At 63.7% G+C, this 23,240-nt stretch carries 24 protein-coding genes and 1 pseudogene; 15 read left to right on the top strand and 10 right to left on the bottom strand.

Annotated features, from left to right (window positions below):
- Nucleotides 1-64 precede the first annotated feature (64 nt).
- The 5 genes from B3P22_RS20120 to B3P22_RS20100 all read left to right on the top strand — a co-directional run bounded on the left by B3P22_RS20120 (nucleotide 65) and on the right by B3P22_RS20100 (nucleotide 3,866).
- Entirely contained in the window at nucleotides 65-748 is a 684-nt protein-coding gene (locus tag B3P22_RS20120) for a response regulator transcription factor (protein WP_279533420.1), read from the top strand.
- The gene (locus B3P22_RS20115; RefSeq protein WP_296272307.1) at nucleotides 738-2,006 is read left to right on the top strand and encodes a sensor histidine kinase; all 1,269 of its coding nucleotides are present in this window, start codon (nucleotides 738-740) and stop codon (nucleotides 2,004-2,006) included. The genes B3P22_RS20120 and B3P22_RS20115 overlap by 11 nt, the downstream gene beginning before the upstream one ends.
- A gap of 81 nt (nucleotides 2,007-2,087) precedes the next feature.
- Nucleotides 2,088-2,777 (top strand): class I SAM-dependent methyltransferase, encoded by a 690-nt coding sequence (locus tag B3P22_RS20110; protein ID WP_296272306.1) that lies wholly within the window; start codon nucleotides 2,088-2,090, stop codon nucleotides 2,775-2,777.
- Nucleotide 2,778: 1 nt separating this feature from the next.
- Nucleotides 2,779-3,483 carry a lipopolysaccharide kinase InaA family protein gene (locus B3P22_RS20105; protein WP_296272305.1) on the top strand — a complete coding sequence of 235 codons (705 nt, stop codon included), beginning with the start codon at nucleotides 2,779-2,781 and terminating at the stop codon, nucleotides 3,481-3,483.
- Nucleotides 3,480-3,866, top strand: coding sequence for a diacylglycerol kinase (locus B3P22_RS20100; RefSeq protein ID WP_296272304.1), 387 nt, complete (start codon nucleotides 3,480-3,482; stop codon nucleotides 3,864-3,866). Before B3P22_RS20105 ends, B3P22_RS20100 begins: the two co-directional genes overlap by 4 nt.
- A gap of 113 nt (nucleotides 3,867-3,979) precedes the next feature.
- Here the strand turns inward: B3P22_RS20100 and B3P22_RS20095 are convergent, their stop codons facing one another.
- Nucleotides 3,980-4,990 (bottom strand): amidohydrolase family protein, encoded by a 1,011-nt coding sequence (locus B3P22_RS20095; protein WP_296272314.1) that lies wholly within the window; start codon nucleotides 4,988-4,990, stop codon nucleotides 3,980-3,982.
- Between the two features lie 730 nt (nucleotides 4,991-5,720).
- Here B3P22_RS20095 and B3P22_RS23970 point away from each other — a divergent pair.
- From B3P22_RS23970 to B3P22_RS20060, 8 genes and pseudogenes are all read left to right on the top strand, one after another.
- Nucleotides 5,721-6,062: pseudogene (locus B3P22_RS23970) on the top strand (methyl-accepting chemotaxis protein); the annotation flags it as partial.
- A 228-nt stretch (nucleotides 6,063-6,290) separates the two neighbouring features.
- Complete coding sequence (locus tag B3P22_RS23965; protein ID WP_419096448.1) at nucleotides 6,291-6,626, top strand: PDC sensor domain-containing protein; 336 nt, start codon at nucleotides 6,291-6,293, stop codon at nucleotides 6,624-6,626.
- Nucleotides 6,627-6,684: 58 nt separating this feature from the next.
- Nucleotides 6,685-7,086 (top strand): OsmC family protein, encoded by a 402-nt coding sequence (locus tag B3P22_RS20085; RefSeq protein WP_296272302.1) that lies wholly within the window; start codon nucleotides 6,685-6,687, stop codon nucleotides 7,084-7,086.
- A complete protein-coding gene (locus B3P22_RS20080) occupies nucleotides 7,083-7,943 on the top strand; it encodes a pirin family protein (RefSeq protein ID WP_296272301.1) in 861 nt (286 codons plus the stop codon). Before B3P22_RS20085 ends, B3P22_RS20080 begins: the two co-directional genes overlap by 4 nt.
- A gap of 53 nt (nucleotides 7,944-7,996) precedes the next feature.
- On the top strand, nucleotides 7,997-8,800 hold the full coding sequence (locus tag B3P22_RS20075; protein WP_296272300.1) for an XAC2610-related protein: 804 nt from the start codon (nucleotides 7,997-7,999) through the stop codon (nucleotides 8,798-8,800).
- A 106-nt stretch (nucleotides 8,801-8,906) separates the two neighbouring features.
- Complete coding sequence (locus B3P22_RS20070; RefSeq protein ID WP_275544938.1) at nucleotides 8,907-9,455, top strand: sigma-70 family RNA polymerase sigma factor; 549 nt, start codon at nucleotides 8,907-8,909, stop codon at nucleotides 9,453-9,455.
- Nucleotides 9,452-10,165: an anti-sigma factor gene (locus B3P22_RS20065; protein ID WP_296272299.1), complete on the top strand. Its 714-nt coding sequence runs from the start codon at nucleotides 9,452-9,454 to the stop codon at nucleotides 10,163-10,165. Before B3P22_RS20070 ends, B3P22_RS20065 begins: the two co-directional genes overlap by 4 nt.
- Nucleotides 10,166-10,350: 185 nt before the next feature.
- Complete coding sequence (locus B3P22_RS20060) at nucleotides 10,351-11,130, top strand: DUF4394 domain-containing protein (protein ID WP_296272298.1); 780 nt, start codon at nucleotides 10,351-10,353, stop codon at nucleotides 11,128-11,130.
- 61 nt (nucleotides 11,131-11,191) lie between these two features.
- On the opposite strand, the gene B3P22_RS20055 is transcribed toward B3P22_RS20060, so the two are convergent.
- The 7 genes from B3P22_RS20055 to B3P22_RS20025 form a co-directional block, all read right to left on the bottom strand.
- On the bottom strand, nucleotides 11,192-11,980 hold the full coding sequence (locus B3P22_RS20055; RefSeq protein WP_296272297.1) for a dienelactone hydrolase family protein: 789 nt from the start codon (nucleotides 11,978-11,980) through the stop codon (nucleotides 11,192-11,194).
- A 95-nt stretch (nucleotides 11,981-12,075) separates the two neighbouring features.
- The gene (locus B3P22_RS20050; RefSeq protein ID WP_296272296.1) at nucleotides 12,076-13,080 is read right to left on the bottom strand and encodes an HD-GYP domain-containing protein; all 1,005 of its coding nucleotides are present in this window, start codon (nucleotides 13,078-13,080) and stop codon (nucleotides 12,076-12,078) included.
- Between the two features lie 2 nt (nucleotides 13,081-13,082).
- Nucleotides 13,083-16,772 carry a PAS domain S-box protein gene (locus B3P22_RS20045; RefSeq protein ID WP_296272295.1) on the bottom strand — a complete coding sequence of 1,230 codons (3,690 nt, stop codon included), beginning with the start codon at nucleotides 16,770-16,772 and terminating at the stop codon, nucleotides 13,083-13,085.
- A 135-nt stretch (nucleotides 16,773-16,907) separates the two neighbouring features.
- On the bottom strand, nucleotides 16,908-18,806 hold the full coding sequence (gene htpG, locus B3P22_RS20040) for a molecular chaperone HtpG (RefSeq protein ID WP_296272294.1): 1,899 nt from the start codon (nucleotides 18,804-18,806) through the stop codon (nucleotides 16,908-16,910).
- Between the two features lie 84 nt (nucleotides 18,807-18,890).
- Complete coding sequence (locus B3P22_RS20035; protein ID WP_296272293.1) at nucleotides 18,891-20,138, bottom strand: MFS transporter; 1,248 nt, start codon at nucleotides 20,136-20,138, stop codon at nucleotides 18,891-18,893.
- Between the two features lie 61 nt (nucleotides 20,139-20,199).
- Nucleotides 20,200-20,646 carry a PaaI family thioesterase gene (locus B3P22_RS20030; protein ID WP_197856436.1) on the bottom strand — a complete coding sequence of 149 codons (447 nt, stop codon included), beginning with the start codon at nucleotides 20,644-20,646 and terminating at the stop codon, nucleotides 20,200-20,202.
- Nucleotides 20,643-21,095: a PaaI family thioesterase gene (locus B3P22_RS20025; RefSeq protein ID WP_296272292.1), complete on the bottom strand. Its 453-nt coding sequence runs from the start codon at nucleotides 21,093-21,095 to the stop codon at nucleotides 20,643-20,645. Before B3P22_RS20025 ends, B3P22_RS20030 begins: the two co-directional genes overlap by 4 nt.
- Nucleotides 21,096-21,242: 147 nt before the next feature.
- Here B3P22_RS20025 and B3P22_RS20020 point away from each other — a divergent pair, with 147 nt between their 5' ends.
- Together B3P22_RS20020 and B3P22_RS20015 are read left to right on the top strand one after the other, a co-directional pair.
- Entirely contained in the window at nucleotides 21,243-21,518 is a 276-nt protein-coding gene (locus B3P22_RS20020; protein WP_296272291.1) for a hypothetical protein, read from the top strand.
- 146 nt (nucleotides 21,519-21,664) lie between these two features.
- Nucleotides 21,665-21,955 (top strand): hypothetical protein, encoded by a 291-nt coding sequence (locus tag B3P22_RS20015; protein WP_296272290.1) that lies wholly within the window; start codon nucleotides 21,665-21,667, stop codon nucleotides 21,953-21,955.
- Between the two features lie 63 nt (nucleotides 21,956-22,018).
- On the opposite strand, the gene B3P22_RS20010 is transcribed toward B3P22_RS20015, so the two are convergent.
- Nucleotides 22,019-22,411 (bottom strand): MAPEG family protein, encoded by a 393-nt coding sequence (locus B3P22_RS20010; protein WP_275544928.1) that lies wholly within the window; start codon nucleotides 22,409-22,411, stop codon nucleotides 22,019-22,021.
- Nucleotides 22,408-23,142, bottom strand: coding sequence for a DUF599 domain-containing protein (locus B3P22_RS20005; RefSeq protein WP_197856431.1), 735 nt, complete (start codon nucleotides 23,140-23,142; stop codon nucleotides 22,408-22,410). The genes B3P22_RS20010 and B3P22_RS20005 overlap by 4 nt, the downstream gene beginning before the upstream one ends.
- Nucleotides 23,143-23,240 lie beyond the last annotated feature (98 nt).

Raw genomic sequence — 23,240 nt, 5'->3', positions numbered from 1 at the left:
GGCGAGCCGTGAGCCTCTCGTCAAAGCCGTGTGAAAAAATCGTCAAACCCAGGAATTACTCGCGATGCGCATTCTGGTCATCGAAGACAACCGAGATATTCTCGCCAACGTGCTCGACTACCTGCAGCTCAAGGGCTTTTCCGTCGATTGCGCACAGGACGGCCTGAGCGGCCTGCACTTGGCCAGCAGCGGTCATTACGATTTGATCGTGCTGGACATCATGCTGCCGGGCATCGACGGCTATCAGGTATGCAAGCGCTTGCGCGAGGATGGTCGCAGCGAAGTACCGATCCTGATGCTCACTGCGCGAGATGCCCTGGATGATCGCCTGAAAGGACTCAATGCCGGTGCCGACGATTACCTGATCAAGCCCTTCGCCCTGTCCGAACTGGTGGCGCGTATCGAGGCGATCCTGCGCCGCAGCCGCGGCAGCCGCAAACGCCAGCTGCAGGTCGCCGACCTCAACTACGACCTCGACACCCTGCACGTCAGCCGCGCCGGCCAAGCGCTCAAACTCAACCCGCTGGGCCTCAAGCTGCTGGCCATTCTCATGCAGCGCAGCCCGGCGGTGGTGCGCCGTGAGGCGCTGGAAGAAGCGCTGTGGGGCGACGACTGCCCGGACAGCGACAGCCTGCGCAGCCATGTCCACCAGTTACGCCAGGTGCTCGACAAACCCTTCCCCACGCCGCTGCTGCACACCATTCACGGTGTCGGTTATCGCCTGGCGGAGAGCGCCGATGCTGTCTAGGCAGCCGTTCGAGCGGCGCATCCTGATCGCCTTCATCCTGATGACAGCCGTGGTCAGCGGGCTGTTCTCGCTGAGCATCGTCGGCGTGGTGCATTTTATCGAGGAACACCTGGTTTCCCAGGAGATGAGTCGCGAGCTGGGCGAAACACTGAACGAGGACATTCGCCAGGGACGCCCGCCGCGCCTGGATTCCAGCACCCGCTTTTTCTCGTCCAATTACCCCGACTATACGATCCCGCCCGAATACGAGGGCCTGCAGGAAGGTTTCAACGAGGTCGTCAGTGGCGACGAGGCGTATTACGTTTACGTACAGCAGATCAACGGCGAGAGCTACCTGCTGGTGCAGGAGCAGCAGGAGTTCGAAGCCCGCGAAAATGCGCTGTTCAATGTAGTGCTGGCGGGTTTCCTGCTGACCGTGATCGCCGCCTGGGGTCTGGGCCTGATCATGGCGCGCAAGGTGATGGCGCCTATCAGCCGCCTGGCGCAGCAGGTGCGTCACCGTGATCAGCTGCATCCGCTGGCACCACCGCTGGCACCGGATTACCCCAATGATGAAGTCGGCCAGTTGGCCGCCGCCTTCGACAGCACCCTGGGCCAGGTGCGCCAGTCACTGGAGCGCGAACGCCTGTTCACCAGCGACGTCAGCCATGAACTGCGCACACCGCTGATGGTCATCGCTACATCCTGCGAGCTGTTGAATGAGGCGCCGTTGAGCCCGCGCGAGAAGGAACAGGTGGCACGTATTGCCCGCGCCAGCGAAGAGATGCGTGAGCTGGTACAGACCTTCCTGCAGCTGGCGCGGGACAAGAGCAACGAAGCGGCATTCGTTGGCGACCGCAGCCTGGCCGCCATCGCCAATGAACAAGCCAGCCGCTGGGGCGCACTGATGAAGGAGAAGGGGCTGGATTTCCAGCTGATTGAGGAAGGCCAGGATGACGGGCGCTACAACGCGACCTTTCTCGCCACGGTGATGGCCAATCTGCTGCGCAATGCCCTGCACTACACCGAGCGCGGCGAGGTGCGCCTGATTCTCGAGTCCGGCGCCTTTCGCATCGAGGACAGTGGTGCCGGCATTCCTGCCGAGCAGCACGAGCGGATCTTCCAGCCTTTCGTACGCGGCGTCCAGGCCCGCGGCGAGGGCCTCGGCCTTGGCCTGTCGCTGGTCAAGCGCATCTGCGCCAAACAGGGCTGGCAGGTCAACCTGGAGAGTGAGCCGGGCCATACACGCTTTCGCGTGACGCTCAACAATGGCGCTTGACGAAATTTTCACGTCCCTTTGACGGGACCTTGATGCGCGACTCCCTAAGGTGGCGAACATCTCCATCAAGGGACGTTCGTCATGCCCAAGCCCAGCCCCATCGAACTGGATTTTTCCCGCAAGTACGATTTCGACCACGCCCAGCAATACCTGCACAAACATCAGGACGGTTTGTCCCGGCGCATGTCGCACTGGCGCGATGTACAGGTAGCGCGTCGTGCATTGCAGCTGGCCGGTCAGCCGAACCTGGTACTCGACCTGCCCTGCGGCGCCGGCCGCTTCTGGCCGATGCTTTGCGAACAGCCGAACCGGGTGATCTTGGCCGCCGACAACTCTGCCGACATGCTTGCCACCGCGCGTGCCGCGCAGGCACCCGAGGTGGTGGCGAGGGTCAACAGTCTGCGCACCTCGGCCTTCGCTATCGACCTGAGTGCCAATGCAGTGGACTGCATCTTCTGCATTCGCCTGCTTCATCACATCGAGTCGGCCGAGCACCGTCTGGCCATCCTTCGCGAGTTCCATCGAGTCAGCCGCGACACGGTGATCGTCTCGCTGTGGGTCGACGGCAACTACAAGGCCTGGAAACGTCGGCGCCTGGAGGCCCGGCGCGCCGCTCAGGGCCGTGCAGAGCAGAATCAGAACCGCTTCGTCGTTCCTCGCAAGACGCTGGAGGATGAGTTCCGCCAGGCAGGCTTCGCCATACTCGGCCACCTGGACTTCCTGCCCGGCTACGCCATGTGGCGCACCTACGTGCTGCGCAAGGTGGCCTGACATGGGAGTCCTCAGCGAACAAGCGCTGGCCGCCCTGCCCTCTACCGAGTTCGATCGCTGGTGGCACAGCCCTGGCGAATGGGTCGAGCCAGCCAACCAGCGGCGCGGCGGCGAAAGCGGCGTGCGTCTGTTGCAACACTGGGATAGCAGCAGGCCGCTGCTTTACTGCAAACGCCAGAGCGGGCACACCTGTCGCTCGCTACGCCACCCTTTGGGCAGGCCTACCATTCTGCGTGAGCTGCAGGCCTATCGCGCCTTCGCCCGCCTCGGCATTCGCACACCGAACATCGTTTACTGCTCAGCGCGCAAACAGGCCGGTCGCTGGCAGGCGTTGCTGGTCACCGAAGCATTGCCAGGCTTCGTCAGCCTGGAGCACTGGTACAGCGAGCCCCGAACGCCACAGCTCAACCAGGCTATGTTGCAACGCCTGGCCGCGACCCTGGCACGCCTGCACCTGGGCGGCTGGCAACACGGCTGCTGCTATGCCAAGCACCTGTTCGTCAAAGCCCGTAGCGATGGCGATGTGGAGATCGCCCTGCTGGATCTGGAGAAAAGCCGGCGACGCTGGCGTGCCGCCAGCGCCTCGCGGCGCGACCTGGACCAGTTGGACCGACATCGCGGAACCATGCCCGACGCGGACCTGAGTTACCTGCGCCAGGCCTACCAGCAGGCCCTGAACGATCCCAGGGGTGGGTTGCAACCATGAACGACAGCTACGATCTGGACGCTCTGTCCTTCAAGGGGCGCCGCGGCCTGGCACGCATCCTTGACGCCAACGGCTACTCGCTGGCCGGGCTGCGCGCGGCTTATCAGGGCGAAGCGGCCTTTCGTCAACTGGTCTGGCTGAATCTGCTACTGCTGCCGCTGGCCGGGCTGGTCGATGTCAGCCGCGCAGAACGTGCGTTGCTGGTAATAGTGCCGCTGCTGGCACTGGTGGTGGAGCTGCTCAACTCCGCCATCGAGGCAGCCGTCGACCGCATCTCGCTGAACCTGCACCCGCTATCCAAGCAGGCCAAGGACATGGGCAGCGCGGCGCAGATGGTTGCGCTGCTGATGATCGCCCTGACCTGGGCGACCATTCTGCTCTGATCAACCGTTAAACGCTGCCCGGCGAGCCTGTGGTCGCCGGGCACCACTGCGGCGCTCGGTGACTTCGAAGGCCATCACGTCCTGCGGCGCGCCGCCCCCGCAAGACTGCGCCGCTAACGATCCAGCTCGGCCTGCACGCGTCGCGGCAAAATGGAAAGGAAATTGTCACGCGCGACCTTGTGCGCGACGTCCTCGGGCAGTGCATCGAGGAAGGGATCGAAGCCCTTCATGTACTCGCCCAGGTTACCGAAGCGCCCAACCACGTCGGAGCCAAGCATGAAGCGCTCCGGATAGCTGCTGACCAGATGCACCCATTTCTCGTCGGGTTTGCCGTTCTCATCCAGCAGATAGGGCCGCAGCATGGTCCAGGACAGGTCGATGTACAGGTTCGGGTACTGGCCCAGCATGCGCTCGACCGTATCCATCAGGAAGTCGAGCTTTTCCTGGTGGCGATGAATCTCGGCGCTGGTACCGGCATGCGCCCAGATGAAACGCACATGCGGGTGGTTACGCAGCGGCGCCTCGATTTCCTCCAGGTAGATCGGCTCACGCTCGCGCTTGGAGGTGATGTTCGAATGCAGCATCACCGGCAGGTCGTATTCGGCTGCCAGGTGAAACACCCGTGCCAGCGCCTCGTTGTTGGCGCGCGGCGCACTGCCATGGATCAGCGCGGTGAGATCGTCATGCCGGGTGAAGACCTCACCGATGCCCTGCCACAAGCCGGGGTCCAGCTCGAGCATGCGGCGGATATGGGCATCGGCGTTCTTGTCATTGGGGTTGAAGCCGGAAAGAAACGGATGGAAGCGCTTACGCTGCTCGGCCGGCAGGCGCTTGTAGGCAGCGGCGATGAAGACATCGGTCGCGCTGTACCAGTAGGCATTGGCATCGTCCCCCGCGTAATAGCGTGGGCGCTTGGGCTCGTCTTCGTCCCACTTCTTGGCCACCGGAATGCCGGAGAACATCACATGATCGACGTTGTTCTCCGCCATCTTCTCCAGCAACTCATCCATCCCGGCGCTTTCCTGGAAGAAGTCGACATAGTGCAGATGAGCGTCGCTGTAGCGGTACTCCCTGGCCTGGGCGCTGCAGGCGATCACCGCACCGAGCGCAAGTATCCATGGCATCGTTCGAGATTTGAGCAAGGCAAGTCCTCCTGACGGTTCGAGCAGCATAGACCGCCGACTCGCTGGGCAAGTTCGGCGGGCCAACAGCGCGCCGGCGCACTTCGATGAAGCGTGCGGGCTAAGCGCGCACCAACGCAGCACATCAATAGCCAGCTCAAGGCGCGGAACGGGCCACGGAAACGCTGGCAGATAGTGGCACCTGGCTTGCAACGTCCCCGTCAGACCAGACAGGGGAATCATCATGTTGCAGTTACTGCGCAGGCGGGCCCGCCAGAGCGAAGGCGAAACCGCATTGAACGCGCTCTTTCACCGGCACGACCTCACCACCCGCCTGCCCGAGCACCATCAGTGGATGGTGCGCCTGAACGATTTCAGTGCCAGCCTTCAGGAACGCATTCGCACCAGCCTTGGCGCTGCTGTCGGCATTGCTGCACATGCGCCGCAACTGGCGCGTATCGCCGCCGCCAACCAGCAGAGCGGGCAGACCCTGGCGCAGTCCTCGGAACTCATCGCCAGCGCCAGCGAGCAAGTCACCACTACCCTGGATGTCGAGCTGGTGCCGGGTACCGGAGAAGTCGCGCGGCTTTCCGCGCAAGTGTCGGCAACCCTGCACCAATGTCAGCAAAGTGGCGAGGCGGTGCTGCGCCAGGTCGAAGTGATCGATGCCAGCGAGGCGCAACTGGCTCAGGTCATCGGGCAACTGGCCGGGCAGCTGGACGAAGTGAGCAAGGTCATCGGCGTGATCGCCAGCATCTCACAGCAGACCAATCTGCTGGCGCTGAACGCCGCCATCGAGGCCGCTCGCGCTGGCGAACATGGCCGTGGCTTCGCCGTGGTCGCCGAGGAAGTTCGCCGCCTGGCCGGCCACACCACCGATGCCACTGGCCAGGTCAGCGGCATCATCGAACGCTTTCGTGAAGGCATGCACCAGCTCGGTGATGCCGGCCAGCATATGAATCAGGCCGTGGCCGACGGTCGCAGCGGCATTCTCGCGGTCAGCCAGGGCCTGGACAGCACGCGCCGGGCCATGGACCGTCTCGACGCTCAGGTCGGGCAGATCGCCGCGGGCACCGAGCAGATCGGCCAGGCCGTGCGCTCGATCAACGGCGACGTGCAAAACATAGCCCAGGTCGCAGGCGAGCTGCTTGGCAAAGCCGGCCAGGTGCTGCATCACAGCAAGGCCGTACGCGAGGACGGCGACCGCCTGCTCGCCGGGCTTGGCGACTTCCGCCTGGAAATTCACGCAGCCGTGCGCGCCAGCGTCGAGCAGCTGGCGACACGGTCCGAACTGGCCGGCGACATGACGGCCGCCGAACGCCTGCTTGGCGAGACGCTCGCGCGCGACAGCCGTTTCGAGCTGTTCTACCTGGTCGACAGCCGCGGCGTGCAGATTTCCGAAAACATTTTCGCCGCCGACGTGGCACACAACGAAAACACCAGTTGTCGCGGCCGCGACTGGAGCCAGCGCCCCTGGTTCCGCGCCGCTGCCGAGCAAATGCAGGCGCATATCACCCAGGTCTATCGCTCTTCGGCGACCGACGATTTCTGCTTTACCGTGTCGGTGCCCATCATTGATGGTCAGGAACGCCTGCTGCGGGTATTGGGCGCCGATGTAAGGCTCTCGGCACTGGTGTGATCGGGCCTGCCTACGCTAGGCTGGCGGCCATTGCCGTCACGCCTACCAAGGAAGCGTCATGATCCGCATTCACAACAGCAAGGGTCTGCAGCAGCAGATCGAAATCGGTTCTCACCAGTTGCTCGGCGACGTTTCGCCCGAGCTTGGTGGTGACGGGGCCGGCCCCGACCCACACGATCTGTTCGACGCCTCGCTCGGCACCTGCAAGGCCATGACCCTGCTGCTCTATGCGCGCCAGCGCGGCCTGCCGCTGGAAGGCATCGACGTCAGCGTCGAGCGGGACGACAGCGAAGAGCGCGAAGGCAACTATCACCTGATCATCGAGCTGTCGCTCAAGGGGCCGCTGGACGATGCGCAGCGCCTGCAACTGCTGCGCGTCGCCGACAAGTGCCCGATCCACAAGCTGATGACCACCACCGATATCCAGGTGGAAACCCGCCTGGCCGGAGCGCAGGCATGAGCGAACTGCAGCTTATCCGCCCGCGCGCCGAAGACGTCGCCGGCCAGCCGATTCTGCGCCCCCTGCCCTCGGCACGTTTTCGCAGCATCGGCCCCTTCGTTTTCTTCGACCACATGCTCGAGCAGGACTACCCCGCCAGCAGCGGCATGAACATCGCTCAGCATCCGCATATCGGCCTGTCCACCCTCACCTACCTATTCGAAGGCCAGTTGCAGCACAAGGACAGCCTCGGCTCCGATCAGCTGGTCGGCCCCGGCGAGGTCAGCTGGATGACGGCCGGACGCGCCGTTGCTCACGTCGAGCGCACGCCGCCCGAGCAGATCGGCCAGAACAAGCGGATGCACGGCCTGCAGGTGTGGCTGGCGCTGCCGGAAGCCGATGAGCAATGCGAGCCGGCTTACAGCCACCACCCGGCCGATTCGCTGCCACGTAGCGAGGCCATGGGCGTGCAGATCACCCTGATCGCCGGCGCCGGCTTTTGCCTGGAATCGCCGGTACCGGTTCGCTCGCCAACGCTCTACGCCGAGTTGCGCCTGGCTGCCGGTGCCAACCTGCTGATCCCGGATGAGTACAGCGAACGCGCGCTGTATCTGATCGCAGGCGAAGCCGAGCTGGACGGCGAAACGCTGCCGGCGCACACCATGGCGGTAATCCCGGCCGGCGCGACCCCGCTGCTCAGCGCCTGCGGCGAATGCCACCTGGCGCTGGTCGGCGGCGAGCCCATCGGAACACGGCGGATGAACTGGAACTTCGTCGCCAGCACGCCGGAACTGATCGACCAGGCCCGCCAGCGCTGGGCCGCCGGGGACTGGCCGCAGGTACCTGGGGAAACCACGCGCATCGAACTGCCGCGCTGACGCCAATGAAGACAGGCGCACAAAGCGCCTGTCACTCGCAAAGGACTGCCCTCTTGCCCCTCTATCGCCCCCTCTTCGGCCTGCTACTGTTGCCCACGCTGGCCCTGGCCGACCTTCCCCGTTTCGAACCTGAACCAGAACAACATGCCCAGGTACAGCAGCAAGGCGAGCGCTATGTCCTGCAGCAGCCAGACGGCACTCGTCTCGAACTAGACATCCCCGAAGGCAACGAAGTGGAAGCGCCGAGCTTCTACGTCGAGGACTATGATTTCGACGGTCATCTCGACCTGGCCATTCGCGTACCGGTGGGGATGGTCAACTCCGTCTACCATCTCTACCTGTATCGCCCCGCCGAGCGCCGCTTCGAACTGCTGCAGCTGCCGCCCGAACTGAGCGAGCGCGCCAATTGCTCGCAACTGTCGGAGCTGCAGCCCAACCTCGACGAACGCGCGCTGTACAGCCACTGCCGCAGCGGGCCGCGCTGGTATCACGACGCCTATCGCTTCGATGACGCCGGCGTACCCTGGCTGTACAAGACCCTGCAGGTCAACCACGCCTATGACCCGGACGCCCCGGTATTCTTCCCGCTGTTCGAGAAGACGCTCGACCCTCAGGGCAGGATCATCGCCAGCCGCGCCCTTGACGATGATGACCAGCCACGGACCTGGACCGTGCCCAACGCGCGCCTGTACCTGCACCAGCGCCCGGACGCAACGAGTCGGACCAAGGCCTACCTGATCGAGGGTGACGTCTGCGAGGTGCTGGACCAGCAGGGAGACTGGCTACTGATCCGCTACGCCTCGCGCAAGGGCCCGCTGGAGCGCTGGGTTTCGCTCGGCGAAGCGTATGGGCTGTGAACGGCGATTGTATTGCGCAGCGGATTTTTTGTTACGCCGGCGTGATCCGGCACGCCCGCTGGCGGGTATAAGCTGCATGCGGATTTCTCAGGCCAACGGATGACCCATGGCAGATCGCGAGTTCGATTACGAAAGCACCCTGGAAGCCTGCGCACGCGGAGACGAGCGTGCCTTCCAGGCGCTCTATCGGCAAGAGGCCGGGCAACTGCTCGGCCTGGCCATCAGCATGCTGGGCCGCCGCGACATCGCCGAGGATTGCCTGCACGATGCCTTCGTACGCATCTGGCAACACGCCGTGCGTTATCGACGCGATCTGGGTAGCGGCCGTGCCTGGGTGCATAGCATCCTGCGCTACCGCGTGCTCAACGCCCTGCGCAGTGGCGGCCGGCATGCCGAGGTCGACGATGAGTTCATCGAGCGCGTGCTGGACGACAGCCCGCAGGCCGAGGCGCAGGCGCTGGAGCGATCCGAACAGCGCTTGCTGCGACGTTGCCTGCAACGTCTGGAAAGGCCGCGCCGCCACCCGATCCTGCTGGCGTTCTACCGTGGTCTGACCCACGAGCAGATCGCCAGCCGCCTGAGTACACCGCTGGGCACTATCAAGGGCCGTATCCGCGCCGGCCTGCGCGCGCTGCAGGAGTGTCTGCAAGCATGATTCCGCACGACCGCGAAGAACGTCGCGCCCTGATCGGCGAATACCTGCTCGGCTTGCTCGAGGAGCCTGAAGCCACCGAGGTGCGCCAATTGCTCGAAGAGGATGAAGATGCCGCCCGCATCGCCCTGGAGTGGGAGCGGCACTTTCTCGAACTGAGCGACCGACTGCCAGCGCACGCACCCTCCCAGGCGCTCTGGCCGCGCATCCGGCAGAGTCTGGGTCTGCACGAAGCGCCACGGGCCAGCCCATTGGCCACCCGGTGGAACAGCCTGCTGACCTGGCGCCTGACCGCTGCCGCGCTGGCCATGGCGCTGCTCGTCGCTGTGCTGATGCCGATGTTGCGCGCCCCGGATATCACCGGCGAGCGCTACACCGTGGTGCTGCAGCAACCTGGCGAAGCGGCCAAGCCTGGCTGGGTCATACAGGTCGCTCGCGATGGCACGCTGACGCTCGACCCGCTGGTCGCCGACCAGGTGCCTGAGGGCCGCGCCCTGCAGTTCTGGACGCTGATCGATCCGGCCGACGGTCCGCGCTCGCTGGGCCTGGTCGAAGCCGGCCAGCCGCTGCGCCTGCCAGCCGAGCAGATCGGTACCGTGCAGGCCGGCCAGCTGTTCGAGCTGACCCTAGAACCGGCCGGCGGCTCGCCGTACAACCGTCCGAGCGGCCCGGTGCTGTATATCGGCCGCGCCGTGCTGGCCAGCACCAACTGAACGGGTTGCCGGCTACACAGCCGGCAATCGTCCAAACGACCGATCACGCGGCGGAAAATATTTTTATCCGCGGACATCCAACCCCGTTCCTCACGGGTATAGCTCACAGGTGTTTCGTCGAGGCACCTGCGAAGCCGGCTCGTCGGCTTCGTCTCGATGCTGAATCCTTTTTATGAGGAACAATCATGAAACGCATCACTAGCTTCTGCACCGCTGGCCTGTTGACCCTCAGCGCAGGTGCCGCCAGCGCCACCGAACTGCTCGCACTGGGTGCCGATGGCAAGCTGTTCAAAGTCGATGTCACCAGCCTCAAGGTTACCGGCAGCATGGCCGTCAGCGGTGCCAGCGACCTGCGCGGCCTGGATGTGCGCCCGGCCAGCGGCCAGGTCTACGCCCTCAGCGGCACCGATCAGCTCTACACCCTGGACATAGCCAGCGGCAAGGCAACGGCAGGCAGCAAACTGCAAACCGCACTGGCTGGCAGCGGCCAGGCCGTGGTCGACTTCAACCCGGTAGCCGACCGCCTGCGCCTGCTCGGCCCGGACGGCACCAGCCTGCGGGTAAACGTCGATACCGGTGAAGTCGCCGTAGACGGCAAGGTCGCTTACGCCGCCGATGGCCCTTACGCCGGCAAGCAACCCAAAGTGGTGGCCGGTGCCTATACCAATACCTATGCCGGTACCCAGAGCACCGCGCTGTACAACATCGACCTGGCCAGTGGCAGCCTGATGCTGCAAAACCCGCCGAACGACGGCGTGCAGCAGGAAGTCGGCAAGGTCACCGATGGTCTTAAGGCGGCCGCCATGGACATCGCCAGCGATGGCAAGGGTGGCAGCACGGCCTACGTGCTGACCGGCAAGACCCTGCACCAGCTGGATCTGGATAGCGGCAAGCCCACCACGCTGGGCGACATCGCCGAACTGCCGGACGGCATCATCGACATCGCCGTGCTGCCTGCGAAGTAAGACGAAAAAAGGCTGCGCCCAGCAGGCGCAGCCTTTTGTTCGACGCCTGACAAAAGCGCTGTCACTGCTCGGCGAACACCTCATCGAACAGATCGTTCATCGCCTTGAAGGCCCGCGCCGCCACCACCGGGTGGTATTCGTTACGCCCCGGCACATTCGCCTTGGGGTTGGTGAACGAGTGCACCGCGCCACCGTAGCTGACCAGTTGCCAGTCGGTCTTGGCCGCCTTCATCTCGGCGACGAAACCGTCGACCTGCTCCTGCGGCACGGCCGGATCGTCCGCGCCATGCAGCACCAGCACCGGCGCCTTGATGTTCTTGGCATCGGCCGGATTGGGTGTGTCCAGGTTGCCGTGGAAGGACACGAAGCCCTTGAGCGGCGCGCCCGAACGGGCGAGTTCCAGCACCGTGCCACCGCCGAAGCAGAAGCCGATGGCACCCAGTTTGTCCAGATCCAGCGCCACCTCGCCATCTTGCGCCTTGAGCACATCCACTGCAGCCTGGGCGCGCTTGCGCATCAGCGGACGATCGGCGCGGACCTTGCTCGCCGCGGCGCCGGCCTCTTCGGCATTGCTCGGGCGAATCGACTTGCCATACATGTCGGCGACGAACACCACATACTTGTCACCGGCCGCACGGGCGGCCTTGGCGACGGTGTCTTCATTCACCCCCATCCAGTTGGGAACGGCGAGCAGCCCAGGGCGCGGCGTGGTCACCGAATCGTCGTACACCAGCACGCCTTCGAAGGCTTCGCCATCGATCTCGTAGGGAATCGTCTTGGTCACGACAGCTGCATCGGCGAGACCGGCGAACGCCGCGCACAACAGGGGAACCAGTGTTTTCTTCTGCATGGTGAGGCCTGCCCTTGGCAATGGTAGGCCCTTAACAATAGCCGCGCTGACGCTAATGGCCAAATCGCCGACGCGCGGGTTTTAGACAGAAGGTTTCAGGCGGCAGATTGCTCGGCCCAGCGTTCCTTGATCTGCAGGATCTCCGGCAAGCATGCGATGAACAGCTCGACCAACTGCGGATCGAAATGACGGCCACTCTGCTCGCGGAGAAAGTCGAGCGCGGCCTCCACGGACCAGGCCTGCTTGTAGGGGCGCACGCTGGTCAGCGCGTCGAACACATCGGCGATGGCGACGATACGCCCCTCCAGGGGAATGTCTTCGCCACGCAGACCGTTGGGGTAGCCGCTACCGTCCCACTTCTCGTGGTGCGACAGGGCGATCCGATGCGCCGTGCGCAACAGCCCCGAGCTGTGCTCGCCGATGATTCGCGCGCCGATCTCCACGTGCTGACGCATCACCTGCCATTCCTCATCGTTGAGCTTGCCCGGCTTGCGCAGCACGGCATCGGGGATGCCGATCTTGCCGACATCGTGCATCGGCGCAGCGTTGAGCAACTCCTCCGCGGCGCTTTCGCTGAAGCCCGCGGCCAGTGCCAGCACCTTGGAAAAATGGCTCATGCGGATCACGTGCAGGCCCGTCTCGTTGTCCTTGTACTCGGCCGCCATGCCCAGGCGCTGGACGATCTGCAGGCGCGTCTGCCTGAGTTCCTCGACACGCACCAGCGATAGATGGGTGCGCACGCGAGCACGCACGATGGGCGGGCTGACCGGCTTGGTGACATAGTCGACGGCACCGACTTCAAAGCCGCGCGCCTCGTCTTCGACCTCGCCCAGGGCGGTGACGAAGATCACCGGAATGGCCTCCAGCAGCGGGTTGGCCTTGAGCGCTGCGCACACCTCGAAGCCGGTCAGGCCCGGCATCATGACATCTAGCAAGATCAGGTCAGGCCGTTCGCGCTCGACCATTTCCAGCGCACGAGCACCTTCCTTGGCGAACAACAGACGATAGTCGTCCTGCAGGATATGGCGCAGCACCTGCAGGTTGGTAGGTTCGTCATCGACCAGCAGCAACAGAGGGCGCGTATCGGCAGCAAGAGTCATGATCAGATGGTTTCCTCGCCTTGCAATCGCAGGGACAGTTGATCGAGCAACAACAGCGCCTGATCGAAGTCGAAGTCATCCAGCGCCTGGCGCAGGTCGTTCACAATGCCGGCGCAGGGCGTGCCGCGTGCAGACCGCTCCATGCTCGCCAGCGCCGTGTCGTCGAGGCTGCCACGCTCCAGGGCGATACGCAGCTGATCGGCGAGCTCACTCAGTAGGCCAAGGTCGACGCTCGCAGCCTCTGCCGCGCGGCCGTGTTCCGGCACCAGCGGCACCCGCTCGACGACAGCCTGCAAGGCCTGTTCGAGCTCGCCGAGCAGTTCGCGCAGGCGATACTCGTCTCTTGCCTCGAACGCCTGGTCGATGGCCCGGCCAAGACCGCTCAGATGCATCAACGCCAGGTTGCTCGCGGCACCATGCAGGCGATGCGCAAGGGCCTGCCCTTCATCCCATCGCTGCGTCGCCAGCATTTGGCTCATGCGCGCCACCAGGTCGCCCTGCTCGGCGACGAAGGCTGCGATTGCCTGGGCCATGCGTAACGGCCCGCCCCACAGGGCGCTGCCGCGGACCCAGTCGAACATGTTGGCATTGGCGGCGCCGCTGGCAGCACTCGCCACGGCGCTAGGCGCTTCGTTCAAACCTAGCAGACGCGCGATTTCCCACATCAGCCCGTCGAGGTCCAGGGGCTTGGAGGCAAAAGCATTCATCCCCGCATCCAGCGCCGCCTGGCGATCACGATCGAGCACGCTGGCGGTCAGCGCGATGATCGGTACCGGCTTGCGGCCCTCGCCGGCTTCCAACTGACGGATGCGCCGCGACGCCTCGAGACCGTCCACACCCGGCATCTGCACATCCATCAGAATCAGGTCGAAGCGGTCTTCGGTAAACGCCTGCAGGGCCCCTTCGCCATCGGCAACGCAGCGCACGCGATGGCCGAAATGTTCCAGGGTCAACTGCAGCAGCTCCAGGTTCTGTGGCACGTCGTCGGCAGCGAGAATGTTCAACTGCCCCAGCTCCGGCAGCGCCGCACGTTGCTGCGAAACCAACCGCTTGCCCGCACGCAGCGGGAGCTCGACGCTGAAGCAACTGCCCTGCCCTTCGACGCTCTCGGCCCGCAGGCGACCGCCCATGAGTTCGACCAATTGCCGGGAAATCGTGGTGCCGAGGCCGGTACCGCCGAAGCGCCGGCTCATCGACGCGTCGGCCTGGGCGAAGGGCTCGAATATCTTCTCCAGGCGGTCGGCAGCAATGCCGATACCGGTGTCCTGAATGACCAGGCGCAACGCGCCGGGCTCGCCCGTGACTTTGAGGCGAATCTCACCGTTCAAGGTGAATTTGACCGCATTGCCCACTAGGTTGGTGAGTACTTGCTGCAAACGCAGTGGGTCGCCACAGAAGAGCTCGGCGGTCGTGGCCGGGTAGTCCAGATGCAGCTGCAGCCCCTTGCTTTCGGCTGTCAGGCGCTGCGTTGCGACCACCTGCTCGCACAGTTCGCGCAGGGAGAAATCCAGCTGTTCCAGCTCGATGGCGCCGCGGTCGAGCTTGGCGGTATCGAGGATGTCATTGAGCAGGCCCAGCAGCGAGCGCGACGAATGCTGCACGGTACTCAGGTGACGGCGCTGCTCGGCCGACAGCTGGGTTTCCAGCAGCAGGTCGGTAAAGCCGATGATGGCGTTCATCGGCGTACGGATTTCATGGCTCATATTGGCCAGGAAGCTGCTGCGCGCGGCGGCGGCGGCTTCGGCGCGATCGCGCGCCGCACGCAGCTCCTGCTCCATCACGCGCCGCGGGGTCAGGTCGGTCGCCAGTTTGACCACCTTGAACGGCTTGCCGTCGCCATCGAGGATGGGGTTGTAGCTGGCCTGAATCCAGACTTCCCGTCCGCCCTTGCCGATGCGCTGGTATTCGCCGGTACGGAAATGCCCGGCGCGCAGGTCCGCCCACAACTGACGGTAGGCATCGCTGGTCACCAGTTCGGCGGCGCAGAACATGGCGTGGTGATGCCCGACCACTTCTTCCCGGTCATAACCGAACAGGGCCAGGGCATTGTCGTTGATGTCGAGGATTTCGCCGCTCAGGTCGAACTCGATCAGCGCCATCGCCTTGCTGATCGCCGTGACCTTGCCCTCGTACTCGGCATTACGCCGCTTGGTTTCGGTCTGATCGATGAGAACACCGTCGATCCAGTGCGGCACGCCCTGCTCGTCGCAAACGGCGCTGCCGCTCTCCCAGATCCAGTGCTCCCGGCCCTCGCGGTCGAACAGCCGGTACTCCACCGTGTAGTTGCTCCCCTGCTCGACCGCCAGGGCCACCTTGTCGGCGGTGGGCTGGTAGTCGTCCGGGTGATACAGGTCGGCGATCGAGCAGCGCCGCTCGATGAAATCCTCGGCGCTGTAGCCGGTCAGGTTCTGCACCGCGTCGCTGATGAACAGCATGCTCCAGTCGCGGTCCAGCAGGCAGCGGAACGAGACGCCGGGAATATTGCTGATCAGCGAGCGGTACTGCTGTTCGCTGTCACGCAGCGCCCTCTCCATTCGCTGGCGTTCGCTGATGTCGGCGACGAACACCACGAACAATGGGCGGCTGCCGGCATGCGTGATACCCACGCTGATGCGCACCGGCTTCTCTTCGCCGTCGCGGGTCAGGCAGACCAGCTCCTGCTCGCCCGCCACCATGGTCAGTCGCCCGGTCCTGAGGTAGTCGGCCAGCAGCGTTTCAACCTGGTCGATATGGCGAGCCGGCACCAGCATGCTCATGTGCTGACCATCCAGCTCCTGCGGCGTCCAGCCGAACAGGCGAGACACCGCACGGTTGGCCGAACGTAACGTACCGGTATGATCGACCGTGATGATCGCGTCCAGCGCGGTATCGAAGATGGAGAGCAGGTGCTGTTCACTGGCCTTGAGTTGATGGCTCATGTGCCGGTAGCGCAGCAGCGTGTTGACCGCGACCACGAAGACCGTCAGGGCGACGGTCGTCAGCGTGATGGCAATGGCGATGTAACCGCTGTCGACCACGGCCATCGGCGTTTGCGACTCGGGCGTTCCTACGAAACGCGCCGCCGCCATGCCGGTGTAATGCATGCCGCTGATCGCCAGGCCCATCACCAGGGCGCTGAGCAATAGCGCCCAGCGCGTCGGCAAGCGCCCCTCCAGGCCGAAACGCACCCATAGCGCCAGAATGGCCAGGGCCACCGCGACAATGATCGACAGGGCGAACATCCAGGGGTCATAACGCAGCAGCGGCGCCATCTGCATCGCCGCCATGCCACTGTAATGCATCGCGCCGATACCGGCGCCGACCAGCACGCCACCGACGCACAGTTGCAGCAGACTCAGATCGCGCCGCGCCAGCAGGCTCAGCGCGACCCAGGAAGCGGCCAGGCTCGGCAACATGGACAGCAGGGTTATGCCCAGATCGAAACGCACCGCCGCGCACAGCTCGAACGCCAGCATGCCGAGAAAGTGCATGGACCAGATGCCGCCGCCGAGGGCGAGCGAACCAGTGAAGATGGTGATCTGCCGAGCGAGCGGATGCGAGCTGTCGCGTGCCTCGCCGGCCAATTGCAATGCCATGCCGGCGGCGAACACGGCAATCGCCAGCGACAACAGCACCAACTGGGGATCGTAGCGACTGAGCACGAGGACACCGGGATCCGCGCCCATGATGAAGAACAGCTCGAAAAGCGACATACAACCCCAGGACGCGACAGAGCGCCGGCTATTTGCCAGCATCTGAAACGACGGCATCGCACTTGTCAATTAAAGCCGATCAATCGCACCCATAGAAAAGCCCGCCGAAGCGGGCTTGTCCTATTACCTGATCAATCAGGCGGAGAGTTCCACCAGCAGTTTGTTCAGGCGCTGCACATAAGCGGCCGGGTCTTTCAGGCTGTCGCCCGCGGCCAGCGCGGCCTGGTCGAAGAGAATGTGCGACAGGTCGGCGAAGCGATCTTCGTCCGGCTCGGCGTCCAGGCGCTCGATCAGCGGGTGGCCGGGGTTGAACTCGAAGATCGGCTTGGCATCCGGCACCTTCTGCCCGCTGGCTTCGAGAATCTGGCGCATCTGCAGGCCCAGGTCCTGCTCACCGATGGCGAGAATCGCCGGGGAATCGGTGAGGCGGTGCGAGACGCGCACCTCGGCCACCTGCTCACCCAGCGCACCCTTGAGGCGCTCGATCAGCCCTTCCTTGGCCTTGGCTACCTCTTCCTGAGCCTTCTTGTCCTCTTCCGAGTCCAGCTTGCCCAGGTCCAGGTCGCCACGCGCCACATCGACGAACTGCTTGCCGTCGAACTCGGTCAGGTAGCTCATCAGCCACTCGTCGATACGATCAGTGAGCAGCAGCACTTCGATGCCCTTCTTGCGGAACACTTCCAGGTGCGGGCTGTTCTTGATCTGCGCGTAGGATTCGCCGGTTAGGTAGTAAATCTTGTCCTGGCCTTCCCGGACGCGGCCGAGGTAGTCGGCCAGCGACACCGACTGCTCGTCGCCCTCGCCTGCAGTGGAGGCGAAACGCAGCAGGCCGGCAATCTTTTCCTTGTTGGCGAAGTCTTCCGCCGGGCCTTCCTTGAGCACCTGGCCGAAGGCCTTCCAGAACGCCTTGTAGTCGTCCGGCTTGTCCTTGGCCAGCTTCTCCAGCATGTCCAGCACGCGCTTGGTCAACGCCGACTTCATCGAATCGATGACCGGGCCGGACTGCAGGATTTCGCGGGAAACGTTCAGCGACAGGTCGTTGGAGTCGACCACGCCCTTGATGAAGCGCAGGTACAGCGGCAGGAACTGGTCGGCCTGATCCATGATGAATACGCGCTGCACGTAGAGCTTGAGGCCCTTGGGCGCTTCGCGATGGTACAGATCGAACGGCGCACGAGCCGGCACGTACAACAGCGAGGTGTACTCCAGCTTGCCTTCGACCTTGTTGTGGCTCCAGCTCAGTGGGTTCTCGAAGTCATGGCCGACGTGCTTGTAGAACTCCTGGTATTCCTCGTCCTTGATCTCGGTACGCGGGCGGGTCCACAAGGCGCTGGCACGGTTGACGGTTTCCCACTCGACTTCCGCGGGCTTGTCGTCACCGTGGTGCTCCTTCGGCAGCTCGATGGGCAGCGCGATATGGTCGGAGTACTTCTTGACGATGTTGCGCAGGCGCCAGCCATCGGCGAACTCTTCTACGCCGCTCTTGAGGTGCAGGACGATACGCGTGCCGCGCTCGGCCTTGTCGATGGTGGCAACTTCGAACTCGCCCTCGCCTTTGCTCGACCAGTGCACACCCTCGCTGGCCGGAGTACCGGCGCGGCGGCTGAACACCTCGACCTGATCGGCGACGATAAACGCCGAATAGAAGCCCACACCGAACTGACCGATCAGGTGCGAATCCTTCTTCTGGTCACCGGAGAGGTTCTTCAGGAAGTCGGCCGTGCCGGACTTGGCGATGGTGCCCAGGTGCGCGATGACCTCCTCGCGGTTCATGCCGATGCCGTTGTCTTCGAGGGTAACGGTCTTGGCATCCTTGTCGAAGGACAGGCGGATCTTCAGCTCGGCGCCGCCTTCGAGCAGCTCGGGCTTGGCCAACGCCTCGAAACGCAGTTTGTCAGCGGCGTCGGAAGCATTGGAAATCAACTCGCGCAGGAAGATTTCCTTGTTCGAGTACAGGGAATGGATCATCAGGTGAAGCAGTTGCTTCACCTCGGTCTGGAAGCCCAGGGTTTCTTTTTGAGTTTCCACACTCATGGTCGTCTAACTCCACATGCAGGACTATGCCGCTCAAGCGGCGGATGTCCTGCAGATGGGGGCAGCGCAATCAATTTCAAGGGCTTAGGGTTCGAGCAACTCCAAACGGCCAATTTCTTCCGGCTGGAAACTGAAGCTGGCCTGGCCACCGCCGCTGCCCATCTGCTGGCTGAGGCGAATGCTGCCGTCGGCGTCGACACCGACGAAGCGGCCCTCGACCGTACCGCCGTTGGCGCGGCTCAGGCGCATGCTGAGATTGCGGTATTGCTCAGGGTTACGCTGCAGGCGCGCCAGGCTGAAGCGCTGCCGGCGGTCGGCCGGGCGACTCAGGCGTTCCTCGACTGGCGCCGCTTCACGCGGCTGCGCAACCTGGGCCGTGGCAACGGCGGGCAGTGCCGGGAAGCGATCGCCCTCCACGGCCCAGCCGGACTCGGCACGCTTGAGCAGGCGCACTGGCAGGCGCTCGCTACGCCCGTCGATCCGTGCGTCGACCTGCAGCTCCAGGGTATCGCCTTCGAAGGTGAACAGCGGCAGTTTCAATTCGCGCACCTCGCGCGTGGCGAAGCGCCGTTGCAGATAGTCCTGCAGTACATGGGCGATGGTGTCACGGGAATCGAAACGCGCATCGACCTGGTCATCGACATAGCGCAGACGATCACGGTACAGCTCGACGCGACCGCTGAGGCTGGTCTTGAAGCGCGGTGGCAATACGAGATGGAAGTCGCCGGCCAGGCGGTTCGGCGCCTGCGGCTGCAGGTCCAGATGCAGGGTGTAGCCACGGCTCAGGCGCCGCGCCTCGGGCAGGTCCTGCTCCGGCAGCAGCCAGCTCAACTCCACTTCCGGCAGGTCGCCGCTGTCCTGCGGCAACACGTCGACACGCACCGGGCCGTCGATGGGCTGCGGCAGGCGAATGCTCAGCTCACGCAAGGCGAAGAAATCCAGCCCCTCGCGTAGCACCAGCACGCCATCGATCAGCTCGCCCTGCTGCGGCCGAAAGGGCTGACCGTTGAGCTCACCGCCTAGTTCGATGGCCAGCTCTGCCGGCGCCTGTACCTCGGGCCTGAGCCAGTCCAGGCGAATGATCGCCGCCAGACGCTCGGCATCCTTGCTGGCGAGCAGCGTCATGCCCACCACCAGAGGGATCACGCCAAGCCCGACCAAGGCGACCGCACTACGCGCACGTGCCCAGTGACGCACGATATAGAACAGCGTGATCGGCGGTATCAGGCTGCCCCAACCCCACAGCAGACTGGTGGCGAAAGCGCGCATCACCAGCCAGACCAGACCGGCCAGCATCAACACCAGGCCACCAATAATCAGCAACGCATCCATCTACAGAATCCTTGTCATCGTTTCGCTGCGCTGCCAAGCCGCTCGGCGTCCCGCGCGCAACTCAGGGCTCATCGACCTTGAAGTGGGCACGGGCGGTGGCGATGGGCTCGCTCTGGGTGGTTTGCCAGGCGGTGATCGCTACATTGGCCACCCGTCGCCCCTGGCGCCAGACCTGGCATTGCGCGTAGGTGTCACGATAATGGCCGGCGCGTAGGTAATCTATCGAGAAGTCGATGATTTTCGGCAAATGTGGAATGCCCATGAACATCAGCAGATGGAGCATGGCGGCATGTTCCATGAAGCCGGCGATCACCCCGCCGTGCAGCGCCGGCAGCATCGGGTTGCCGATGCAGTCCTGGTTGGCTGGCAGGCGCAAGACCATGTCCTCGCCCAGGCGCAGGCACTCGATACCGAGCAGCTTGGCGTAAGGGATCAGGTTGATCAGCGGGTCATAGTCGTTTTCCTGGTGGGCGCGCGCCACCAGTTGCTCGAGATTCAGCTCGCTCATGCCCCTGCTCCCTTGCCCGCGTTGATCTTGCCCATGCGCATGAAGGTCCCCACCACATGGGCGATGGGTTGCTCGGGATTATCCTGGTAGGCGTAACCGCGGGTGAAGATCACGTGCGGCGTAACCCGATAGCACTCGGCAAAACCGAACACATCCTTGCCCGGCTCGGCCGGGTGCATGTAGTCGATGCGCAGGTCCAGCGTCGGGCAGATTTCGAAATCTGCCAGCACGCACACAGTGGAGATGCCGCAGGTGGTGTCCATCAAGGTGGTGATCGCACCGCCGTGGATCACCCCGCTATCCGGGTTGCCGACGATATGCTGGCTGTAGGGCAGGCGCAGGGTCAGACCTTCGGCGCTGGCCGCATGCACCTGCATGCCGAGCACCTGGCAATGGCGCAGGGCCGACAGGAAGCGCTGGGCGCGCTCCAGAACGGGGGAAGTGCTCATCCTCATACCTCGTGATGGCGACGCAAAGTCGCGCATAATAGCGCCAGCCGGCAGATGCGGCACGGCTTGCCTAACGCAACGACAGTGAACTTCTGGCGCTCTGCTCTTTCGAAAAAATGTACTGGCATTTTTTCCAAGGAGAACAACATGCAGAAAACATTCGCTTATGCCGTCATGCTAGCCGCCACACTGGGCCTCGCCGCGTGTGACAAGCCCTCCGAGGACGCCGCCGAAGACGCCCGCGAAGCGCGCTCCGAGGCGCAGGAGTCGATGAACGAAGCAGCCGAACACGAGAGAGAAGCGGTTGAAGAGCGTACCGAGGAAAATCGCGAGGAAGCGCTCGAGCAGATGCCGCCACCCGATAGCGAACCGACCAACCCGGTGCCTCCGCCAGCGGCTCCCGCCGGCCAGACCAATCAGTAATACTACTGATTTACCACGAAACGAAACCCGCGCTCTGCCGCGGGTTTCGTTTTTTTAAGGCCCAGGAACTTCGCTTCGCTTGTTCGCTCCAAGTCGCACGGATGACGCCACACGGCATCATCCGCACTACACATGGAGATGTAACCATGCAAAAAACCCTTACCTATGCCCTGCTGCTCGCGGCCACGCTGGGCCTGGCGGCCTGTGAGCAATCCCCTGAAGACAAGCTGGAATCCGCTCAGGAATCCGTTTCCGAAGCGGCCGAGTCCATGGGTGAAGCTGCCGAACAAGCCGGTGAAGGCATCGAACAGAAAACTGACGAAGTGATGGGCACCGAGCCTACCACTGGCGAGAAGATCGAAGATGCGGCCGACGACGCGGCCGATGCGATCGACGACGCCGGTGACGAGATCGGTGATGCGGCCGAAGGCCGATAAGCCCCGTCACTGGAACGACAAGGCCCGCTCGAAGCGGGCCTTGTCGTTTCTGCTCGTCGCCTTTTACAGCGCCGGGCTGAGCATAAGCAACAGGCTGCAGACCAGACCCACCATCCAAACCAGACTACGCTGCCAGTGCAGGTCCCACCAGTAGAACAGCAGGTACAGCACACGGCTGACGACGAAGGTGATCGCCAACGCGTCGATCAGAAAGCCGTAGGTCTGGGTGGTGTGCGCCATCAGCACGCCGGCCGCGAATAACGGGAACGCCTCGATGCTGTTCAGATGAGCAGCCAGGGCGCGTGCGCCGAAGCCGGTCAGGCGTGCCTGCTGCGCGCGCGGATGATGGTTGTCGTAGCGCCCGCCACCTTCCGCGGCCATGGCCTTGGCCAGCGGCGCCTTGGCGACGAAGATCAACAAGGCGCTGATGAACACGCACCAGAATGGAATACTCATTCACTCTTCTCCTTGGCCACATCGGCGGCCGGCGTTGGGGTATAGACCATCACTTCCAGCACATCCGAATGAAACTCTCGGCGATACAGCACCAGGACCACGCCTGTGGTCACCAGCATGAAAAACCACGGATTGATGAACCAGGCCAGCGTCGCCATACCGAAATAATAGGCGCGCAGGCCGAAGTTGAACTGGTTGGCGGCCATCGAGATCACCCGTGCCGTGCGCTCGCCGAAAGCCTTGCGCTCCTGCTCGGTCACGTGCCGCTCCCCCACCATCGGCGCCGAGCCCACCAGCACCGCAGCGAAGTTGTACTGACGCATGCACCAGCTGAAGGTGAAGAAGGCGTAGACGAAGATAATGCCCAGGCACAACAGCTTGATTTCCGACAGCCCACGGCTGGCCTGCTGCACGAAGGGTATGTCGGCCAACAGCGACAGCGCACGGTCGGAAGCACCCAGCACGGTGAGGATGCCGGCCAAAATGATCAGCGTGCTGGAGGCGAAGAACGACGCGTTGCGCTCGAGGTTGCCGATCACGTTGGCATCGGCAATGCGGTTGTCACGCAGCAGCATGCGACGCATCCAGTCTTCACGGTAAAGATGCAGGACGCTGGCAAGGCAGGGAGTGGTTTGCGCCTTAACCGAGGCGTAGCGTGTGTAGCCGCCCCAGCAGATGACGAACCAGAGTGCGGCCAGAACATGAGGCAGGTACGGATAGCTGTTGAGCATGCCAACTCCTTGTAAGACTGCTGCCGATTATAGCCAGGCCACCCGTTTTCTTGTTCCACAAAAAAGGCCGCCTTGTGGGCAGCCTTGTTTGTTTCGAG

It is taken from the genome of Pseudomonas sp. UBA6323 (assembly GCF_002439135.1).
GTDB lineage: Bacteria > Pseudomonadota > Gammaproteobacteria > Pseudomonadales > Pseudomonadaceae > Aquipseudomonas.
This window is presented reverse-complemented; position numbering and strand designations above follow the sequence as displayed.

Excerpts from the sequence above, each read along its gene's own strand:
- B3P22_RS20020 (WP_296272291.1), top strand. The coding sequence starts at position 21,243 with ATGCAGAAAACATTCGCTTATGCCGTCATGCTAGCCGCCACACTGGGC.
- B3P22_RS20110 (WP_296272306.1), top strand. The coding sequence starts at position 2,088 with ATGCCCAAGCCCAGCCCCATCGAACTGGATTTTTCCCGCAAGTACGAT.
- B3P22_RS20035 (WP_296272293.1), bottom strand. The coding sequence starts at position 20,138 with ATGGATGCGTTGCTGATTATTGGTGGCCTGGTGTTGATGCTGGCCGGT.
- B3P22_RS23965 (WP_419096448.1), top strand. The coding sequence starts at position 6,291 with ATGACGGCCGCCGAACGCCTGCTTGGCGAGACGCTCGCGCGCGACAGC.
- B3P22_RS20100 (WP_296272304.1), top strand. The coding sequence starts at position 3,480 with ATGAACGACAGCTACGATCTGGACGCTCTGTCCTTCAAGGGGCGCCGC.
- B3P22_RS20085 (WP_296272302.1), top strand. The coding sequence starts at position 6,685 with ATGATCCGCATTCACAACAGCAAGGGTCTGCAGCAGCAGATCGAAATC.
- B3P22_RS20050 (WP_296272296.1), bottom strand. The coding sequence starts at position 13,080 with ATGACTCTTGCTGCCGATACGCGCCCTCTGTTGCTGCTGGTCGATGAC.
- B3P22_RS20060 (WP_296272298.1), top strand. The coding sequence starts at position 10,351 with ATGAAACGCATCACTAGCTTCTGCACCGCTGGCCTGTTGACCCTCAGC.
- htpG (WP_296272294.1), bottom strand. The coding sequence starts at position 18,806 with ATGAGTGTGGAAACTCAAAAAGAAACCCTGGGCTTCCAGACCGAGGTG.
- B3P22_RS20005 (WP_197856431.1), bottom strand. The coding sequence starts at position 23,142 with ATGCTCAACAGCTATCCGTACCTGCCTCATGTTCTGGCCGCACTCTGG.
- B3P22_RS20045 (WP_296272295.1), bottom strand. The coding sequence starts at position 16,772 with ATGTCGCTTTTCGAGCTGTTCTTCATCATGGGCGCGGATCCCGGTGTC.
- B3P22_RS20025 (WP_296272292.1), bottom strand. The coding sequence starts at position 21,095 with ATGAGCACTTCCCCCGTTCTGGAGCGCGCCCAGCGCTTCCTGTCGGCC.
- B3P22_RS20070 (WP_275544938.1), top strand. The coding sequence starts at position 8,907 with ATGGCAGATCGCGAGTTCGATTACGAAAGCACCCTGGAAGCCTGCGCA.
- B3P22_RS20010 (WP_275544928.1), bottom strand. The coding sequence starts at position 22,411 with ATGAGTATTCCATTCTGGTGCGTGTTCATCAGCGCCTTGTTGATCTTC.
- B3P22_RS20105 (WP_296272305.1), top strand. The coding sequence starts at position 2,779 with ATGGGAGTCCTCAGCGAACAAGCGCTGGCCGCCCTGCCCTCTACCGAG.
- B3P22_RS20030 (WP_197856436.1), bottom strand. The coding sequence starts at position 20,646 with ATGAGCGAGCTGAATCTCGAGCAACTGGTGGCGCGCGCCCACCAGGAA.
- B3P22_RS20065 (WP_296272299.1), top strand. The coding sequence starts at position 9,452 with ATGATTCCGCACGACCGCGAAGAACGTCGCGCCCTGATCGGCGAATAC.
- B3P22_RS20015 (WP_296272290.1), top strand. The coding sequence starts at position 21,665 with ATGCAAAAAACCCTTACCTATGCCCTGCTGCTCGCGGCCACGCTGGGC.
- B3P22_RS20120 (WP_279533420.1), top strand. The coding sequence starts at position 65 with ATGCGCATTCTGGTCATCGAAGACAACCGAGATATTCTCGCCAACGTG.
- B3P22_RS20095 (WP_296272314.1), bottom strand. The coding sequence starts at position 4,990 with ATGCCATGGATACTTGCGCTCGGTGCGGTGATCGCCTGCAGCGCCCAG.
- B3P22_RS20080 (WP_296272301.1), top strand. The coding sequence starts at position 7,083 with ATGAGCGAACTGCAGCTTATCCGCCCGCGCGCCGAAGACGTCGCCGGC.
- B3P22_RS20115 (WP_296272307.1), top strand. The coding sequence starts at position 738 with ATGCTGTCTAGGCAGCCGTTCGAGCGGCGCATCCTGATCGCCTTCATC.
- B3P22_RS20055 (WP_296272297.1), bottom strand. The coding sequence starts at position 11,980 with ATGCAGAAGAAAACACTGGTTCCCCTGTTGTGCGCGGCGTTCGCCGGT.